An 18,466-nucleotide genomic window follows, 5' to 3' on the forward strand; every position below is an offset into this window, starting at 1 on the left:
GGGCGCCGCGCGCGGGCTGCCGGTGTGCCGTTACTTGACCAGTGCGCCGAGCGTCGTCGTGACCGGCGCGAGCAAGCCGCCGCCCGTCTTCGACAGCGCGCCGGCGCCGCTGCCGCCCGTCAGGCCGCCTGCCGGCGTGCTGCCGGTGGCGTTCGTCACGGTGCCGACCGCCGACGTCAGTGTGCCGAGCGGGTTGCTGCCGCCGGTCGCACCGCCGAGTGCGCCGGTCGACAGGAGCCCCGTCACCGGGGACAGCGGGCTCGTCGTGGCCGCGCCGCCGCCGAGCAGTGCCGTGCCCGCGGTTGCCACCGTATTGCCGGTGGCCGTCACGACGTTGCCGACGCCGGTCGTGACCGGATTGTTGCCGGTCTTCGCGATCATCGTGCCTGCGTTCGCGACGCCGTTGCCGACGGTCGTCACGAGATTCGTGATCGGCGCGCCGAGCGGCGTGCTTGCCGCGACCGTCTGCGTGACCGAGCCGACCGTCGACGTGATCGGCGTGATCGCGGAGCTGGCCGTGCCCGTGATCTGTGCGACCGGGCCGCTCGACAGTTGCGTGCCGAGCGTCGCGCCGCCGCCGGCGATCGTGTTGCCGAGCGTGGTGACGGCGCCGCCGACCGGCGACGTGACGGGCGCGAGCGGCGCCAGCGCCGAGCCGCTCGCACCGAGGCTCGAGACCACACCGCCCGTGGCGGCGACCGCGTCGCCGAGATTCGTGACCACGCCGCCCGTGCTCGCGACCGTCGTGCCGACCGGATTCGACGATGCGCCCAGTTGGCCGAGACCCGAGCCGATACCGGTGCCGAGCGTCGAGACCGCCGCGCCCGCATCCTGCACGACCGTGCCGAGCCCCTGCGTCGTCGCTGCATTCGTGCCGGGCAGCGACTGGGCCGCGATCGTCGTGCCGACGCCCGAGACGGCGCCGCCCGTGGCCGTCACGATGTTGCTCGACGCATCGGCCGTCTGGCCGACGCCGTTGGCCGACGTGCCGCCGGAACCGCTGCCGGTGCCGCCGGTCGATGCCGTCGTGTCTCCCGAGCCGGATCCGGAGCCGCCGGTGCCCTGGCTCAGCGTGCCGGAGCCGCCGCAGGCGGACAGCGACATCAGCGCCGCGGCGCCGGCCGCGATCATGATCATTCGGAGTCCTGCTTGATTGATGGGCGTGTTCATGTCGTCCTCGTCTCTGTTCTGGAGTGGATCAGGCGGCCTTCGTGTGCGCCGGTATGTCGTTGCCGCGGAAGGGAAGCGTCGGGCGCATCGTTGTTGTCTCCCTGATTGACCTGTCGCCGTGTCGCGTTTTCGCCTGTCTCGGAACCCGGATTGCCTGCAGGGCGAGCGATTTGCATTCTTTCGCCTTGCTTGCGGATCGTGCCGTAATCACCGGATTCCTTGTGATCAGAGTAGGCGTGTCGGCGGGAGACTTCTTTCAATGATCGTTAAATTGAAGTAAGCGTCCGATTCACTACCGAACTCGGGGTAATCCCGGTCGACGCGATGCGAATCGTATGGGCGGCGCGGTGCGCGCGGGTGTCCGGGGACGGGGCGGAAGGGGGAGGCGTGCAGGCGGGAGATGCGGCGCGGCCCGCCATCGTGGCGGGCCGGCGCGAGTACTGCTCGGGAGGCGAGGAAGCCGGGCGCTCAGGCGTCCGGATACCACGCGTCGGTGAATTCGCTGACCTGGACGTCGGTCAGCTCGGGGCGTGCGGCGAGCCATGCACGCACGCTTTCGCGGTCGGCGTCGGTCGTCGTGCCGCGCGGCGCGCCGGAGATCACGTACGCGCCGATCCCTTCGTCCGCGGACGCGACGGTCAGCAGCCCGTTCGCTTCGACGAAATCGATGAACGAGTCGATCAGTTGGCCGCGCTCGAGGTCGGACAGCTCGTTGCGGTATTGCGCGGTCGCGTTGAACGCGAGTTCCTGGAATTCGGCGATGTGGAGTTTCTTGCGCTGGCGGCGGTTGTGGCGTTGGCTCATGGTATTGATGAGTGAGAGGTGGGAAAGGATAGCGACGCGACTGGCGCGGGCGCTATCTCGACGTGCCGCGCGGCCTGGCGTCTGCAGCGAAAGGATCGAGCATTGCGCCGTCGCGATATGCGTTTCGCGGTGCGGCTTGGCCCGGCGGCTGATTGCACGTATGACCGAATGATACAGGGATGGCGAGCGGCTTCGGCTTTGCCGAGGTCGGCGGCCATCGGGGGGCTTTCCGTCCGAGCGCGACGTCGGTTTCGCGGGGCAGGAGAGGGGGCGATGTTCGTCGGGTTGTTTTCCGGGCGTCACCGCAAGCTGCGTGTGCCGCTCACCCTCGGCATGCTGGCGGACGCGATGCGCATCGGGAATAGGCCGTTATCGCCGTTCGCCGATGCGTGCCGGTTGCGCGACATTCCCGCCGCATGCGACGGCATTCGCGCAACCGCGGTCGAACGAAGCGTTACATCAGCACGATGTCGTACTGTTCCTGGCTCAGGTTCGACTCGACCTGCAGCGACACCGGCTTGCCGATGAAGTCGATCAGCATCGCGAGATGTTGCGATTCCTCGTCGAGGAACAGGTCGATCACCTGCTGCGCGGCGATCACGCGGAATTCGCGCGGGTTGAACTGGCGCGACTCGCGCAGGATCTCGCGCAGGATGTCGTAGCACACCGTGCGCGACGTCTTCACCTGGCCCTTGCCCTGGCAGGTCGGGCACGGCTCGCACAGCACATGCGCGAGCGATTCGCGCGTGCGCTTGCGCGTCATCTCGACGAGCCCGAGCTGCGAGAAGGTGTTGACCGTCACGCGCGTTCGGTCGCGCGACAGCGCCTTCTTCAGCTCGGACAGCACCGCGTCGCGATGCTCGGCGTTCTCCATGTCGATGAAGTCGATGATGATGATCCCGCCGAGGTTGCGCAGCCGCAGCTGCCGCGCGATCGTATGCGCGGCCTCGAGGTTGGTCTTGAAGATCGTGTCGTCGAAGTTGCGCGCACCGACGTAGCCGCCGGTGTTCACGTCGATGGTGGTCATCGCTTCGGTCTGGTCGATCATCAGGTAGCCGCCCGACTTCAGGTCGACGCGGCGCGACAGCGCGCGCTGGATCTCCGTCTCGATGTTGTACAGGTCGAACAGCGGCCGCTCGCCGGTGTAGTGATGCAGCTTCGGGCTCACGGCCGGCGTGAACTCGCCCGCGAATTCCGACAGGCGCTGGTACGTCTCGCGCGAGTCGACCTGGATGCGCGTCGTGTCGTCGTTCGCGAAATCGCGCAGCACGCGCTGCGCGAGGTCGAGATCCTGGTACAGCAGGCTCGTTGCCGGCAGCCGCTGCGCCTGCGCGACGATCGTCGCCCAGGTCTTGCGCAGGTAGGTGACGTCGCCGGCCAGTTCGTCGGAGGTTGCGTCCTCGGCGATCGTGCGCACGATGTAGCCGCCTTTCTCGTCCGGCGGGATCACGGCGGTCAGGCGCGCGCGCACGGCCTCGCGCTCGGCCTCGCTCTCGATTTTCTGCGAGATGCCGATGTGCGGCTCCTGCGGCAGGTAGACGAGCGTGCGGCCCGCGATGCTGACTTGCGTCGACAGCCGCGCGCCCTTCGTGCCGATCGGGTCCTTGATCACCTGGACCATCAGCGTCTGGCCTTCGAACACGGTTTTCTCGATCGGCTGGTGCTGAGCGCCCGACTGCGGCTCGCCCGCGAGGCGCGGATGCCAGATGTCGGCGACGTGCAGGAACGCCGCGCGCTCGAGGCCGATGTCGATGAACGCCGACTGCATGCCGGGCAGCACGCGCACGACCTTGCCGAGATAGATGTTGCCGACCCGTCCGCGCGACAGCGTGCGCTCGACGTGAAGCTCCTGCACCGCACCTTGCTGCACGAGTGCGACGCGCGTTTCCTGCGGCGTGAGGTTGATCAGGATTTCTTCGTTCATGGTGCGATTCAGAAGGCGACGCGTGCGGTGCGCAGCAACGCGGCAGTCTCAAAAAGGGGCAGACCCATGATACCCGAATGGGAACCATCGATTCGCTCGATGAATTCGGCCGCGCGCCCCTGGATCGCGTACGCGCCCGCCTTGCCGAACGGCTCGCGGGTTTCGACGTAACGCTCGAATGCGTCGCGCGGCGCGGCGGCGAAGCGTACCGACGAGCGCGACAGCGCGGGCGGCAGCAGTGCGCCGTCGGCGCCGATCACGGCGACGGCGGTCAGCACCTGGTGGTCGCGACCGGCGAGCCGGGTCAGCATCGCGAGCGCGTCGTCGGCGTCCGCCGGCTTGCCGAGGATCGCGCCGTCGATCGTCACGGTGGTGTCCGCCACCAGCACGGGCGCGGCAGGCTTGCCGCTCGCGACGAGCCGCGCACGCGCGGCTTCCGCCTTCGCGACGGTCACGCGCTGCACGTACGCATCGGCGGCTTCGCCGGGCAGTTCGGTTTCGAGCGCTTCGGCGTCTTCGTCGGGGCGCGGCAGCAGCAGTTCGAAGCGCACGCCGATCTGTTGCAGCAGCTCCTGGCGGCGCGGGCTTTGCGAAGCAAGGTAAAGGGTCGGAAAAAGCTGGGAGGGCGTGCTGGACGGCATGGTGTCGTTATCTCGTTGAGCGCGCGCGGCGCGCGTCCCGAGGACGACGCGTCATGCGCGGTGATAAGGGTGATTCTGCGTGATGCTCCACGCCCGGTAAAGCTGTTCGGCGAGCAACACGCGCACCATCCCGTGCGGCAGCGTCATGCTCGAGATGCGCAGCAGCAGGTCGGCACGCGCCTTGAGTTCCGGATCGAGCCCGTCGGCGCCGCCGATCACGAACGCGACGTCGCGGCCGTCCTGCTGCCAGCCGGGCAGCGCCTGCGCGAGCTGCATCGTGGTCCAGTCGCGGCCATGCTCGTCGAGCGCGACGATGCGCGCGCCCTTCGGCAGCGCGGCCTCGATCTTCTGCCGCTCGGCGGCCATCACGCTTTCCGCGCTACGGCCGCCCGAACGCAGCTCGGGCTTGATTTCGCGCAACTCGATGCGCAGCTCGGGCGGCATCCGCTTTGTGTATTCGTCGAAGCCGGATGCGATCCAGCTCGGCATCTTGTGGCCGACCGCGAGGATGAAAAGCTTCATCGGGACGTCGCGACGCGTCAGCGGCGGCGGGCCGCCGTCTTGCGCGCCGGGCGTGCGGGCGCGGCTTCCTCGTCGTCCTCGTCCTCGCTGGCCGTCGCGAAGCCGTTCGGGGCCTTGCCGCCGCCGAGCTTCATCCGCACGGGTTTGTCGCCCCAGATTTCCTCGAGGTTGTAGTACTGGCGCAGGGCCGGCTGCAGGATGTGCACGACCGCGTCGCCGCAGTCGACCAGCACCCATTCGCCGGTGTCTTCGCCCTCGGAGCTGACGATGTCGCCGCCGGCTTCCTTGACCTTGTCGCGCACGCTCGAGGCGAGCGCCTTGGTCTGGCGGTTCGACGTGCCCGACGCGACGATCACGCGGTCGAACAGTTCGGTCAGGTGGCTGGTGTTGAACACCTTGATGTCTTGCGCCTTGATGTCTTCGAGTGCGTCGACGATCACGCGCTGCAGTTTGCGAATATCCATGGAATCAGGAATGGTAGAGACGATGTTGAAGAATATAGGCCCAGACGGCGGCCGGCACATGCTCGGCCGACGCATCGGGCATTTGCGCATGACGCGCGATGCATTCGCGCAGGTGCGCACGGATGTCGGTTGCGGCGATATCGAACGCCAGCGTCCTGTCGATCAGCAGATGGCCGCTCGGCGTGGCTTGCAGCACGTCGGCGCCGGCCTGCCGCCGCGCGATTTCTTGCGCGACATCGGGCGGCGCCGCGTCGAGCTCGAAGCCCGGGCGCGTCGACGCGCAGATGTGCGCGTAGTCGAACAGCTTGCGCCAGTCGCGCCACGTGTCGAGGCGGACCAGCTGGTCCGCGCCGATCAGCAGCGACAGCGACGCGTCGGGGCCGATGCGCTCGCGCCAGCGCGCGAGCGTCTCGACCGTATAGGTCGGGCCCTCGTGCTCGATCTCGTCGGTCGCGACGGTGACCGTCACGCCCGGCAGGGTCAGCGCCCCGGCAGCGGCGCGCGTCATCGCGAGCCGATGCTCGGCGGCCGACACGTCGCGCTTCTGGTACGGCTGCCCGGCGGGCAGCAGCGCGAGCTCGGTCAGGCCGAGCACGTCGGCGAAACGGCGCGCGAGTGCAAGGTGGCCGTCGTGGATCGGGTCGAACGTGCCGCCCAGCAGACCGATGCGATGTGGCAGCGGGCGCGGTTGCGGGGCGGGGCGGGCGGTGGTGTCCAGAAAAACGTGTCCTGTTCTTGAGGCGGCAGTGCGGGGTGGGCTCAGACCCAGTCGCGCGGCACGAGGAAGTCGGTCAGGCGCGCTTCCGGCGAGCCCGGCTCGGGTTGCCAGTTGTAGCGCCAGTTCGCGACCGGCGGCATCGACATCAGGATCGACTCGGTCCGGCCGCCGCTTTGCAGGCCGAACAGCGTGCCGCGGTCGAACACCAGGTTGAATTCGACGTAGCGGCCGCGCCGGTAAGCCTGGAAGTCGCGTTCGCGCTCGCCGTACGGCAGCGCGACACGGCGCTCGACGATCGGCAGGTACGCGTTCAGGAACGCGTCGCCGACGCTTTGCATCATTTCAAACGAGCGTTCGAAACCGGGCTCGGAAAAATCGTCGAAGAAGATCCCGCCGATGCCGCGCGTCTCGTTGCGGTGCTTCAGGAAGAAATACTCGTCGCACCACGTCTTGAAACGCGGGTAGAGCTCGGCGCCGAACGGATCGAGCGCGTCCTTGCAGGTCCGGTGGAAATGCCGCGCGTCGTCCTCGAACGGATAAACCGGTGTCAGATCCATCCCGCCGCCGAACCAGAAGATCGGCGCCTCGCCCGGCTTCGTCGCGATCAGCATCCGCACGTTCATGTGCACGGTCGGGCAGTACGGATTGCGCGGGTGCAGCACGAGCGACACGCCGAGCGCCTCGAAGCCGCGGCCCGCGAGCTGCGGGCGTGCCGCGCTCGCCGACGGCGGCAGCGCGTCGCCCGCGACGTCGGAAAAGCCGATCCCCGCTCGCTCGAACACACGCCCGCCTTCGAGAATCCGCGTGCAGCCACCGCCGCGCAGGCGCTCTTCGGGCCCGCGTTGCCACGCGTCGGTCGCGAGCGGCGTGCCGTCGAGCGCGCCGAGCGCGTCGGCGATGCGTGTCTGCAGGCCCTGGAGGTACGTGCGCACGCGTGCCACGTCGTAGGTCGAATCGGTCATGTCTGGACTGGGTACCCCCGCGCGAAGCGGGGGCCGTAAAAAAGGCATCTGCCGGCATTCTATCGAACCCGGCAGAGGAGGCCGCCGCCTGCGCGGGCAGGGCGGCGGTCAGGGCAGCGATCGGGGCCTCAGGCGCTCTTGCGGTTCAGTGCGCGAAAGCCGATGTCGCGGCGGTACTGCATGCCTTCGAAATGGATCTGGTTGATCGTGTCGTACGCATGCTGCTGCGCTTCGCGCACCGAATCGGCGAGGCCGACCACGCACAGCACGCGGCCGCCCGACGTGACCAGCTTGTCGCCTTCGGCGAGCGTCGTGCCCGCATGGAACGTCACGGTCTGTTCGGTCTCGGCCGGGATCCCGTTGATACGGTCGCCCTTGCGCGGCGCGTCCGGATAGCCGTGCGCGGCCAGCACGACGCCGAGCGCGGTGCGGCGGTCCCAGTCGAGCTCGACCGTGTCGAGCGTGCCCGCGATCGCCTGTTCGACGACCTTCGAGAAATCGCTCTTCAGGCGCGCCATGATCGGCTGCGTCTCGGGGTCGCCCATCCGGCAGTTGAACTCGAGCGTGCGCGGATTGCCTTCCTTGTCGATCATCAGGCCCGCATAGAGGAAGCCCGTGAAGCGGATGCCGTCCTTCTCCATCCCGCGCACCGTCGGCATGATGATTTCGCGCATCACGCGTGCGTGCATCTGCGGCGTGACGATCGGCGCGGGCGAGTAGGCGCCCATGCCGCCCGTGTTCGGGCCGCGATCCTCGTCGAGCAGGCGCTTGTGGTCCTGGCTGGAAGCCAGCGCCAGCGCGTGCTTGCCGTCGACCATCACGATGAAGCTCGCTTCCTCGCCGTCGAGGAATTCCTCGATCACGACCCGCGCGCCGGCGTCGCCGAGCTTGTTGCCCGACAGCATCATGTCGACCGCGGCATGCGCCTCTTCCAGCGTCGTCGCGACGACGACGCCCTTGCCGGCCGCGAGGCCGTCGGCCTTCACGACGATCGGCGCACCCTTCGCGTCGATGTACGCGTGTGCCGCAGCCGCATCGGAGAAGGTTTCGTAGTCGGCGGTCGGAATGCCGTGGCGCTTCATGAACGCCTTCGCGAAATCCTTCGAGCTTTCGAGCTGCGCGGCTTCGCGGGTCGGGCCGAAAACTTTCAGGCCGCGGGCGCGGAACAGGTTGACGATGCCGGCCGCGAGCGGCGCTTCCGGCCCGACGAGCGTGAATGCGACGCCTTCGCTTTCCGCGAAATCGGCGAGCGCGTCGAGCGACGTGATGTCGACGTTCTTCAGACGCTCGTCCTGCGCCGTGCCGCCATTGCCCGGCGCGACGTAGACCATCTGGACGCGCGGCGACTGCGCGAGCTTCCACGCCAGCGCATGTTCGCGGCCGCCGGAACCGACGACGAGTAGTTTCATGGGATTCCCCGCAGACTAGAAAACAGGGCGGCCGGCACGCTCAGGCGCGCCGGCCGCGAAATCGGTCAGGCCGTCGCCGCGACGGGCGCACGGCGGCCGGCATCTCATTCCTCGACGATGACGGCGTTCGTATACACCTCCTGCACGTCGTCGAGGTTCTCGAGCGCGTCCAGGAGCTTCTGCATCTTCGCCGCATCGTCGCCGGTGAATTCGACTTCGTTCTGCGGCTTCATCGTCACTTCGGCGAGTTCGGCCTTGAAGCCCGCGGCTTCGAGCGCGTCCTTCACCGCCGAGAACGCCTGCCAGTCGCACAGCACTTCGATCGAGCCGTCGTCGTTGGTGCTGACGTCGTCCGCACCGGCTTCGAGCGCCGCTTCCATCAGCGCGTCTTCCGACGTGCCGGGCGCGAACAGGAACTGGCCGACGTGATCGAACATGAACGCGACCGAACCGTCGGTGCCCATGTTGCCGCCGAACTTCGAGAACGCGTGACGGACTTCCGCGACCGTGCGGATGCGGTTGTCGGTCAGCGTGTCGACGATGATTGCCGCGCCGCTGATGCCGTAGCCTTCGTAACGGATTTCTTCGTAGTTCGCGCCGTCCGCGCCGCCGACGCCGCGATCGATCGCGCGCTTGACGTTGTCCTTCGGCATGTTGGCGTCGGCTGCCTTGTCGACGGCCAGGCGCAGGCGCGGGTTCGAGTTCGCGTCGCCGCCACCGAGGCGGGCCGCGACCTGGATTTCCTTGATCAGGCGAGTCCAGATCTTGCCGCGTTTCGCGTCAGCCGCTGCCTTCTTGTGCTTGATGTTGGCCCATTTCGAATGACCAGCCATACCTTTCTCCGTGCCCGGGCGCGCTGCGCGGGCGATTGTGCCAATGTGTCGTTGAATCGGCGGCCGTATTGGCGGGCGTGATGCCGCGGGGCCGCGCGTGTCGAGTAGAACGAGATTTTATCACGCGGCGACCGTCGTTTCGGGGCCGCCGCGCATGGCCGAACGGCCAGGCGGCCGTCGCGGCGTGCCGGGCCCGTACGGCCCGGCCGTGCCGTTACGTCAGTTCTTGGTGCCGAACAGGCGGTCGCCCGCGTCGCCCAGGCCCGGCACGATGTACGCGTGCTCGTTCAGGTGCGAGTCGAGCGATGCGACGAACAGCTTCACGTCCGGGTGCGCGTCCTGGAACACCTGCACGCCTTCGGGCGCGGCGACCAGCGCGACGAACATGATGTTCGCGGCCGGCACGTTGCGGCGCTTGAGCACGTCGACCGCGTGCACGGCCGAATAGCCGGTCGCGACCATCGGATCGCACAGGATGAAGATGCGATCCTCGAGATCGGGCAGGCGCACCAGGTATTCGACCGGGCGGTGGTCGTCGGCGCGGTACACGCCGATGTGGCCGACGCGCGCGGACGGCACCAGGTCGAGCAGGCCGTCCGACATCCCGATGCCGGCACGCAGCACGGGCACGATCGCGAGCTTCTTGCCTGCGATCACCGGCGCGTCGACTTCCACCAGCGGGGTTTCGACCCGTTTGGTCGTGATCGGCAGGTTGCGGGTGATCTCGTAGCCCATCAGCAGCGTGATCTCGCGCAGCAGCTCGCGGAACGTACGCGTCGACGTGTCCTTGTCGCGCATGTGCGTGAGCTTGTGCTGGATCAGCGGGTGATCGGTGATGAAGAGATTCGGGAAACGGCTGTCCTGTTTCATGACGGGGTGCCTTGACGGCAAAAGGGGATCGGGGAGCGGCGGCGGGCGCAAGGCCGACTGTCGCTTATGGCGGCAATTTTACCAAGGCGCGCCGCGCGATCCGGATATTATCGACGTCTCACGACAATCCGCGCGCCGTGCATGTCCGTTGCCGCCCGTCCGGCGGCACGGCCGGGCCGCGCCGGCGCGCGTCGCCATAAAGGAATCGACGATGGATCTCGGCATCGAAGGAAAGACCGCGCTCGTGTGCGCGGCGAGCAAGGGACTCGGGCGCGGCTGCGCGGAAGCGCTGGCCGCCGAGGGCGTGAATATCGTGATCGTCGCGCGCACGCGCGACACGCTGGAGGAAACCGCCGAGGAGATCCGCGCCGAGTCGAACGTGTCGGTCACCGCGGTCGCGTGCGACATCACGACGCCGGACGGGCGGGCGGCCGCGCTCGCCGCGTGCCCGCACCCCGACATTCTCGTGACGAATGCCGGCGGCCCGCCGCCCGGCGACTTTCGCGATTTCTCGCACGACGACTGGATCCGCGCGCTCGAGTCGAACATGCTCACGCCGATCGAGCTGATTCGCGCGACCGTCGACGGGATGATCGGGCGCGGCTTCGGCCGGATCGTCAACATCACGAGTTCGGCCGTGAAGGCGCCGATCGACGTGCTCGCGCTGTCGAACGGCGCGCGCTCGGGGCTGACCGGCTTCGTCGCCGGGCTGTCGCGCAAGGTGGCCGGGCAGGGCGTGACGATCAACAACCTGCTGCCGGGGCTGTTCGACACCGACCGGATCGCGACGACGCTTGCGTCGTCGGCGAAAGCGCAGGGCGTGACGGTCGACGAAATGCGCGCGCGGCGCGCGAAGGAGATCCCGGCCGGGCGTCTCGGCACGCGCGCCGAATTCGGCGCGGCGTGCGCGTTCCTCTGCAGCGTGCATGCCGGCTACATCACCGGGCAGAACTGGCTGCTCGACGGCGGCGCGTATCCGGGCACGTTCTGACGCGCGCGTCCGCCATTCACCCCACGACAACAATCGACACACGAAGGAACCGGAGATGAGCAAACCCCGCATCGCATTGATTGCGCACGACGCGAAGAAGGACGAGATCGTCGCACTCGCAGGCCAGTTCCGCACGACGCTCGCGCAATGCCGGCTGGTCGCGACGGGCACGACCGGCGGGCGCATCGCCGCCGCGCACGGGCTCGAGGTCGAGCGCAAGCTGTCGGGGCCGCTCGGCGGCGACCTGCAGATCGGTGCGGAGCTGGCCGACGGCCGCATCGACATCGTCGTGTTCCTGCGCGACCCGATGACCGCGCAGCCGCACGATCCTGACATCACCGCGCTGGTGCGCGCATGCGACGTGCACGACGTGCCGGTGGCGACCAACGTGGCGACCGCGCGGATGCTGCTCGACGATCTGGCGCGGAACATGCAGGACGTTTGCTAGGGCGCCGACCACGGATGAGCGCGCCCACTCGACCTCATCTGCCGCGTGGAGGATGCGACAGGTGACGCCGAGCATTAAGGGGGCGGTGTGTCGATATGGGTGCCGGTTGCGACGGGCGAGATCGGGGACCGGTGGTCATCGTAGCGGCCAGAACCACACGGTCGATGCCGTCCAGTAGCAATCCGAGCTGCAGAGGGCGCGTGCACAGTCAATCAGGTCGATGTGGCCGCCACGGCCGTTCATGTAGCCTGGGATATTCCGGAACGCCGCTACGCCTTTTCTGCCGGCAATGCCGGCTGCCGCGTCGTCCCGCCGGAACACTTCGGCTTTGCCGAAATACGCCGGCTCTGCCAGTATTCTGGCCAGTCTGGCTTGTCCGGCTTCAATGCGCCGACCCCGGTGCGGACCTTTCTGAATCACGAGCCCGCCACGCAATGTCATGCCGCTCCTGACGAGCGCCAGGCTGACCCGGATGGCGCAGGTATTGGCATACGACGGATTGGAGATCAGGTCCTGTCAGCCCAGCGCTTCGTAAAGCGCTTCCCGCGAAACGGTTCTGTTGTTCGGGTAGTGGCTGCTCAGCAAAGAAAAGTGTGGTTTCAAACAAATGTTCTCCGATCAACGGCAAGGATATTTTTGTCGCAGGATGCGGGTGACCAGTCCTGCTGCGTTTGCCCGCAACGCAACGTTCGGCAGCTTCCGGAGATCGCTGAGTACTTCGGAATCGATTTCTCCCGGTTTGACGCGCCCGTTGTCGCACCAGTCCTTGCCTTCGGAGGTATCGGCCACGCCGGCCAGATAACCGGTCATGGCGTGACGCTCGGCGTCGGCGTACGGCGTGTTGTCGGCGCGACTCATACCGTTGAGTAGTCGGATGCCGTCGACACGCGGTAGCGCGGCGCCGTGTGCGATGCCGATGCTTGCCGACAACGACGCGAAAACAAACACACTTCGGATGACAAAGACGTTCATGGCATGGGGCTCGTGGATTCGGCGAAAAGCAAAATAGCACGGCCGTCTTCCCTTCAATTTCCTTCGATGCGCCACTGCGAGGCACGGCACACGGGTCCGCCAGGCGACAGCGCTTTGCCGTCGCTTGCCCGGCGGCCATTTCATCCATCCTGCAGGTCGTGACTTGAAGATGACAGAGTGTTGCGCTTGGCATGTGCGCCATGCACCAATAACGGCGACCAGCTGGACGTCGTGCCATCCGTCTTCCGCGAAAACCCTACGGACGTGAAGGGATTTCGACGACGCGCTGCATGACCATGCGCGACGCGCGAGAATCACGCGCTGAGCCCCGCGTCTGCATGCATCGCTTTTGAGCGGCATCGACGCGTTTGCCGAACCCGATTTCCAGACAGACAAGGAGCGAAACGATGCCGAAAGCAATCCGATACGACCAGCCGGGCGGCCCCGACGTGATGAAGTGGGTCGATGTCGAGGTCGGCGAGCCGAAGGCGGGCGAAGTCCGCATCCGGCAGCACGCGGTCGGGCTCAACTACATCGACGTGTATTTCCGCACGGGCCTTTATCCGCAACCACTGCCCGGCGGCCTCGGGATGGAAGCGGCGGGTGAGGTGACGGCCGTCGGCGCAGGCGTGAGCACGCTGAAGGCGGGCGATCGCGTCGCCTACGTCGGGCAGCCGCCGGGCGCCTATGCGCAGGAGCGCGTGATGCCGGCCGAGCGGCTCGTGAAGCTGCCGGACGGAATCAGCTACGACGACGCGGCATCGGTGATGCTGCAGGGCCTGACTGCGCACTACCTGTTGCGCCGTACGTACCCGGTGAAGGCCGGCGACACGATCCTGATCCACGCGGCGGCCGGCGGCGTCGGCCTGCTCGTATGCCAGTGGGCGAAGGCGCTCGGCGCGACCGTGATCGGGACGGTCGGCTCCGACGAGAAGGCCGCGCTCGCCAAGGCGCACGGCTGCGATCATCCGATCGTCTATACGCGCGAGAACTTCACGCAGCGCGTGAAGGAGATCACGAACGGCGCGGGCGTGCCGGTCGTCTACGATTCGATCGGCAAGGACACGTACATCGGTTCGCTCGACTGCCTCGCGCCGCTCGGCTACTTCGTGAGCTTCGGCAATGCGTCGGGCCCGCTGCCGGCGATCGACTCGAAGGAATTCTCGTCGCGCGGCTCGCTGTTTTTCACGCGCCCGACGCTGTTCTCGTACATCGCGAAGCGCGCCGATCTCGAAGCCGCGGCCGCCGAGCTGTTCGACGTGATCCTGTCGGGCAAGGTGAAGACGAGCATCAACCAGCGTTATCCGCTCGCGGAAGTCGCCCGCGCGCACGCCGATCTCGAGTCACGCAAGACGACTGGCTCGACGATTTTGGTTCCCTGACGCATCCCTTCGTGCCGGCCTCACGCCGGCACGCCCCGGGCGGCACCGGCGTGCCGTCCGTCCTGTCTCCTGTCCCGCCCGACGCCCCGTCCGCTGTTCCCCCCGCTTCACGCGTTTACACGTTTTTTATATCCGCCCGAGCACCTTTGACCCGTCCTTTACGCGCGTTCCCATAAGGTTCTAGTCGTCTGATTTCGACGACGGAGAACACAAAAATGGATGGGGTTTTCATCGGCGCACTGGTGCTATTCACCGCGCTGATCCTCGGTTTGCTTGCCGGTTGCGAGAAGCTTTCGCAATACGGCCGCGGGGGACGCGCATGACCTGGATGCTTTGGCTGGCGGGTGCCTCGACGGCCCTGCTGTTCGCGTATCTCGTCTTTGCGCTACTGCGCGCGGAGGACATCGAATGAACGCGAACAATCTGTTGCAGACGCTGCTGTTCATCGTCGTGCTGCTCGCGGCAGCCGTGCCGTGCGCGCGCTACCTGACGAACGTGATGGACGGCAGCTCGCGCGTGGTGCGCGTGTTCGGCCCGCTCGAGCGCGCGCTGTACCGCATCGCCGGTGTCGATGCCGGCACCGAAATGAACTGGAGGCAGTACGCGATCGCAACGATCGCGTTCAACGCGCTCGGCGCGCTGTTCCTTTACGGCCTGCTGCGGCTGCAGGGCCTGCTGCCGGGCAATCCGCAGCAATTCGGCGCGATGACGGCCGACGGCGCGTTCAACACGGCGGTGAGCTTCGTCACCAACACGAACTGGCAGGACTACACGCCCGAACAGACGGTCAGCTACCTGACGCAGATGCTCGGCCTGACCGTGCAGAACTTCCTGTCGGCGGCCACCGGCATCGTCGTCGTGATCGCGCTGATTCGCGGCTTTGCGCGTCACACCGCGCAGACGATCGGCAACTTCTGGGTCGACCTCACGCGCGTCACGATGTACGTGCTCGTGCCGATGGCGGTGGTGATCGCTGCGCTGCTGATGAGCCAGGGCGTGATCCAGAACATGAAGGCGTACCAGGATGTGCCGGTGCTGCAGACGAGCACCTACGCGGCGCCGAAGCTCGACGCGCAGGGCAACCCGGTGAAGGACGACAAGGGCAACCCGGTGACGGTGCCGACGCCGCTCACGAAGCAGACGCTCGCGATGGGTCCGGTGGCATCCCAGGAAGCGATCAAGATGCTCGGTACCAACGGTGGCGGCTTCTTCAACGCGAACTCCGCGCATCCGTACGAGAACCCGACGCCGTTCTCGAACTTCATCCAGATCTTCGCGATCCTGATCATCCCGGCCGCGCTGTGCCTGGTGTTCGGCCGCATGATCGGCGACCGCCGGCAGGGCGTCGCGGTGCTCGCGGCGATGACGGTCGCGTTCGCGGTCGCGATCGGCGTCGAGGTGAGCGCCGAGCAGGCCGGCAACCCGACGTTCGCCGCGCTGCACGTCGACCAGTCGGCGAGCGCGCTGCAACCGGGCGGCAACATGGAAGGCAAGGAAACGCGCTTCGGGATCGCGCAGACCGGCATCTTCACAGTGGCGACCACGGCCGCGTCGTGCGGTGCGGTCGACACGATGCACGATTCGCTGACGCCGCTCGGCGGTCTCGTGCCGATGCTGCTGATGCAGCTCGGCGAGGTGATCTATGGCGGCGTCGGCTCCGGGCTCTACGGGATGCTCGTGTTCGCGTTGCTGGCGGTGTTCGTGGCGGGCCTGATGATCGGCCGTACGCCGGAATACGTCGGCAAGAAGATCGAGTCGTACGAGATGAAGATGGTGTCGATCGTCGTGCTGCTCACGCCGCTGCTCGTGCTGGTCGGCACGTCGATCGCGGTACTTGCCGATGCGGGCAAGGCCGGCATCGCGAACCCGGGCCCGCACGGCTTCTCGGAAATCCTGTACGCGTTCAGCTCGGCCGCGAACAACAACGGCAGCGCGTTTGCGGGCCTGACGGTCGGCACGCCGTTCTACAACTGGATGACCGCGATCGCGATGTGGTTCGGCCGCTTCGGCACGATCGTGCCGGTGCTGGCGATCGCCGGCTCGCTCGCCGCGAAGAAACGCATCGCCGTGACGAGCGGCACGCTGCCCACGCACGGCCCGCTGTTCGTCGTGCTGCTGCTCGGCACCGTGATGCTGGTGGGCGCGCTGACCTATGTGCCGGCGCTCGCGCTCGGCCCCGGCGTCGAGCATCTGATGATGTGGCTGGGCGCGTGAACGCGCGCCCGCATGGCGACACCTTGAAAAGACTGAAGAGATTGAAGAGATCGCAATGACTCAACATTCCGCAACACGGTCCATGTTCGATCCGGCGCTGCTGCGTCCGGCGATCGTGGACTCGTTCAAGAAACTCACGCCGCGCACGCAGTTCCGCAACCCGGTGATGTTCTGCGTGTACGTCGGCAGCATCCTCACCACGATCCTGTGGATCGCGGCGCTCGTCGGCCAGGCCGAGGCACCCGCGGGCTTCATCCTTGCGATCGCGCTGTGGCTGTGGTTCACGGTGCTGTTCGCTAACTTCGCCGAAGCGCTCGCGGAAGGGCGCTCGAAGGCGCAGGCCGCATCGCTGCGCAGCGCGAAGAAGGACGTGATGGCGAAGAAGCTCAACGAGCCGCATCCGAAGTCGCCGATCCGCGTCATGACCGCGTCCGACCTGCGCCGCGGCGACGTCGTGCTGGTCGAGGCCGGCGACGTGATCCCGGCCGACGGCGAAGTCGTCGACGGCGTCGCGTCGGTCGACGAGTCGGCGATCACCGGCGAATCCGCGCCGGTGATCCGCGAATCGGGCGGCGACTTCTCGTCGGTGACGGGCGGCACGCGCGTGCTGTCCGACTGGATTGTCGTGCGGGTGGCGGTCAATCCGGGCGAAGCGTTTCTCGACCGGATGATCGCGATGGTCGAAGGCGCGAAGCGCAAGAAGACGCCGAACGAAATCGCACTGACGATCCTGCTGGTCGCGCTGACGATCGTGATGCTGCTCGCGACCGCGACGCTGCTGCCGTTCTCGATGTTCTCGGTGGAGGCGATGAAGGCCGGCCACGTGGTGACGATCACCGCGCTCGTCGCGCTGCTGGTGTGCCTGATCCCGACGACGATCGGCGGGTTGCTGTCGGCGATCGGCGTGGCGGGGATGAGCCGGATGATGCAGGCGAACGTGATCGCGACGTCGGGCCGCGCGGTGGAAGCGGCAGGCGACGTCGACGTGCTGCTGCTCGACAAGACCGGCACGATCACGCTCGGCAACCGCCAGGCATCGACGTTCGTGCCCGCGCCGGGCGTGACCGAGGAGGCATTGGCCGATGCCGCGCAACTGTCGTCGCTCGCCGACGAAACGCCGGAAGGTCGCAGCATCGTGGTGCTGGCCAAGGAACGTTTCAACATCCGCCAGCGCGACATGGCGCAACTGCATGCGACGTTCCTCGGCTTCTCCGCGCAGACGCGGATGAGCGGCGTCGATCTTCCAGGGCGCGAGATCCGCAAGGGCGCAGCCGATGCGATCCGCCGCTACGTCGAGACGCACGGCAGCCGCTTCCCGGAAGAGGTGCGTCGCGCGGTCGACGACGTCGCGCGCCGCGGCAGCACGCCGCTCGTCGTGGCCGACCTGCATGACGGCGCGGCACGCGTGCTCGGCGTGATCGAGCTGAAGGACATCGTGAAGGGCGGCATCAAGGAGCGCTTCGCGGAACTGCGCAAGATGGGCATCAAGACCGTGATGGTGACGGGCGACAACCGGTTGACGGCCGCGGCGATCGCGGCGGAAGCGGGCGTCGACGACTTCCTCGCGGAAGCGACGCCGGAAACCAAGCTCGCGACGATCCGCGAGCACCAGGCGGCCGGCCGGCTCGTCGCGATGACGGGCGACGGCACCAACGACGCGCCGGCGCTCGCGCAGGCCGACGTGGCGGTGGCGATGAACACCGGCACGCAGGCGGCGAAGGAAGCCGGCAACATGGTCGACCTCGATTCGAATCCGACCAAGCTGATCGAGATCGTCGAGATCGGCAAGCAGATGCTGATGACGCGCGGCTCGCTGACGACCTTCTCGATCGCGAACGACATCGCGAAGTACTTCGCGATCATCCCGGCCGCGTTCGTGACGACGTACCCGCAACTGCGCGTGCTCGACATCATGCATCTGACGTCGCCGGCGTCGGCGATCCTGTCGGCGGTGATCTTCAACGCATTGATCATCGTCGCGCTGATCCCGCTCGCGCTGAAGGGCGTCACGTACCGGCCGCTCGGCGCGGCGTCGCTGCTGCGCCGCAACCTGCTGGTGTACGGCCTCGGCGGCGTGCTGCTGCCGTTCCCGTTCATCAAGCTGATCGACATGACGCTCGCCGCGCTCGGCTGGGCCTGATG

General features: G+C 67.3%; 19 protein-coding genes. 6 read left to right on the plus strand and 13 right to left on the minus strand.

Translation table 11 applies throughout. The features are described 5' to 3' along the window. Positions 1-30: 30 nt before the first annotated feature. The 11 genes from BX604_RS12140 to upp form a co-directional block, all read right to left on the minus strand. Positions 31-1,170 carry a collagen-like triple helix repeat-containing protein gene (locus tag BX604_RS12140; protein WP_098551011.1) on the minus strand — a complete coding sequence of 380 codons (1,140 nt, stop codon included), beginning with the start codon at positions 1,168-1,170 and terminating at the stop codon, positions 31-33. Positions 1,171-1,638: 468 nt separating this feature from the next. Beyond that, entirely contained in the window at positions 1,639-1,974 is a 336-nt protein-coding gene (locus tag BX604_RS12150) for a YggL family protein (RefSeq protein ID WP_098551013.1), read from the minus strand. 454 nt (positions 1,975-2,428) lie between these two features. Beyond that, positions 2,429-3,898 carry a ribonuclease G gene (gene rng, locus BX604_RS12155; protein ID WP_098551014.1) on the minus strand — a complete coding sequence of 490 codons (1,470 nt, stop codon included), beginning with the start codon at positions 3,896-3,898 and terminating at the stop codon, positions 2,429-2,431. A gap of 8 nt (positions 3,899-3,906) precedes the next feature. Beyond that, complete coding sequence (locus tag BX604_RS12160) at positions 3,907-4,539, minus strand: Maf family protein (protein WP_098551015.1); 633 nt, start codon at positions 4,537-4,539, stop codon at positions 3,907-3,909. Between the two features lie 51 nt (positions 4,540-4,590). Then, the gene (gene rlmH, locus BX604_RS12165; protein ID WP_098551016.1) at positions 4,591-5,061 is read right to left on the minus strand and encodes a 23S rRNA (pseudouridine(1915)-N(3))-methyltransferase RlmH; all 471 of its coding nucleotides are present in this window, start codon (positions 5,059-5,061) and stop codon (positions 4,591-4,593) included. Positions 5,062-5,078: 17 nt separating this feature from the next. Then, positions 5,079-5,525, minus strand: a complete 447-nt coding sequence (rsfS, locus tag BX604_RS12170) for a ribosome silencing factor (protein ID WP_098551017.1) — start codon at positions 5,523-5,525, stop codon at positions 5,079-5,081. Positions 5,526-5,529: 4 nt separating this feature from the next. Next, entirely contained in the window at positions 5,530-6,243 is a 714-nt protein-coding gene (locus BX604_RS12175) for a nicotinate-nucleotide adenylyltransferase (RefSeq protein WP_098551018.1), read from the minus strand. A gap of 41 nt (positions 6,244-6,284) precedes the next feature. After that, positions 6,285-7,205: an oxygen-dependent coproporphyrinogen oxidase gene (hemF, locus tag BX604_RS12180; RefSeq protein WP_098551019.1), complete on the minus strand. Its 921-nt coding sequence runs from the start codon at positions 7,203-7,205 to the stop codon at positions 6,285-6,287. A gap of 128 nt (positions 7,206-7,333) precedes the next feature. Then, positions 7,334-8,614, minus strand: a complete 1,281-nt coding sequence (gene purD, locus BX604_RS12185) for a phosphoribosylamine--glycine ligase (protein ID WP_098551020.1) — start codon at positions 8,612-8,614, stop codon at positions 7,334-7,336. A gap of 104 nt (positions 8,615-8,718) precedes the next feature. Beyond that, a complete protein-coding gene (locus tag BX604_RS12190) occupies positions 8,719-9,447 on the minus strand; it encodes a YebC/PmpR family DNA-binding transcriptional regulator (protein WP_011657518.1) in 729 nt (242 codons plus the stop codon). A gap of 219 nt (positions 9,448-9,666) precedes the next feature. Continuing rightward, complete coding sequence (gene upp / locus BX604_RS12195; RefSeq protein ID WP_011352740.1) at positions 9,667-10,317, minus strand: uracil phosphoribosyltransferase; 651 nt, start codon at positions 10,315-10,317, stop codon at positions 9,667-9,669. Positions 10,318-10,528: 211 nt separating this feature from the next. On the opposite strand from upp, the gene BX604_RS12200 reads away from it, so the two are divergent. Together BX604_RS12200 and BX604_RS12205 are read left to right on the plus strand one after the other, a co-directional pair. Then, on the plus strand, positions 10,529-11,308 hold the full coding sequence (locus tag BX604_RS12200) for an SDR family oxidoreductase (protein WP_098551021.1): 780 nt from the start codon (positions 10,529-10,531) through the stop codon (positions 11,306-11,308). Positions 11,309-11,363: 55 nt separating this feature from the next. Beyond that, positions 11,364-11,756 (plus strand): methylglyoxal synthase, encoded by a 393-nt coding sequence (locus tag BX604_RS12205; protein WP_098551022.1) that lies wholly within the window; start codon positions 11,364-11,366, stop codon positions 11,754-11,756. A 135-nt stretch (positions 11,757-11,891) separates the two neighbouring features. Here BX604_RS12205 and BX604_RS12210 read toward each other — a convergent pair whose 3' ends face one another. Both BX604_RS12210 and BX604_RS12215 read right to left on the minus strand, forming a co-directional pair. Further along, positions 11,892-12,266, minus strand: coding sequence for a T6SS effector amidase Tae4 family protein (locus BX604_RS12210; RefSeq protein WP_098551023.1), 375 nt, complete (start codon positions 12,264-12,266; stop codon positions 11,892-11,894). Positions 12,267-12,374: 108 nt separating this feature from the next. Continuing rightward, entirely contained in the window at positions 12,375-12,728 is a 354-nt protein-coding gene (locus BX604_RS12215) for a Rap1a/Tai family immunity protein (protein WP_098551024.1), read from the minus strand. Between the two features lie 407 nt (positions 12,729-13,135). Here BX604_RS12215 and BX604_RS12220 point away from each other — a divergent pair, with 407 nt between their 5' ends. The 4 genes from BX604_RS12220 (at position 13,136) to kdpB (ending at position 18,464) form a co-directional block, all read left to right on the plus strand. Then, positions 13,136-14,110 carry a quinone oxidoreductase family protein gene (locus BX604_RS12220; RefSeq protein ID WP_098551025.1) on the plus strand — a complete coding sequence of 325 codons (975 nt, stop codon included), beginning with the start codon at positions 13,136-13,138 and terminating at the stop codon, positions 14,108-14,110. Positions 14,111-14,429: 319 nt separating this feature from the next. After that, a complete protein-coding gene (kdpF, locus tag BX604_RS12225) occupies positions 14,430-14,522 on the plus strand; it encodes a K(+)-transporting ATPase subunit F (RefSeq protein ID WP_006752209.1) in 93 nt (30 codons plus the stop codon). Continuing rightward, entirely contained in the window at positions 14,519-16,324 is a 1,806-nt protein-coding gene (gene kdpA / locus BX604_RS12230) for a potassium-transporting ATPase subunit KdpA (RefSeq protein WP_098551026.1), read from the plus strand. Before kdpF ends, kdpA begins: the two co-directional genes overlap by 4 nt. A gap of 55 nt (positions 16,325-16,379) precedes the next feature. After that, entirely contained in the window at positions 16,380-18,464 is a 2,085-nt protein-coding gene (gene kdpB, locus BX604_RS12235; protein ID WP_098551027.1) for a potassium-transporting ATPase subunit KdpB, read from the plus strand. The last annotated feature ends 2 nt before the right edge of the window (positions 18,465-18,466 follow it).

This window comes from Burkholderia sp. JKS000303 (assembly GCF_002563755.1).
Taxonomy (GTDB): domain Bacteria; phylum Pseudomonadota; class Gammaproteobacteria; order Burkholderiales; family Burkholderiaceae; genus Burkholderia; species Burkholderia anthina_B.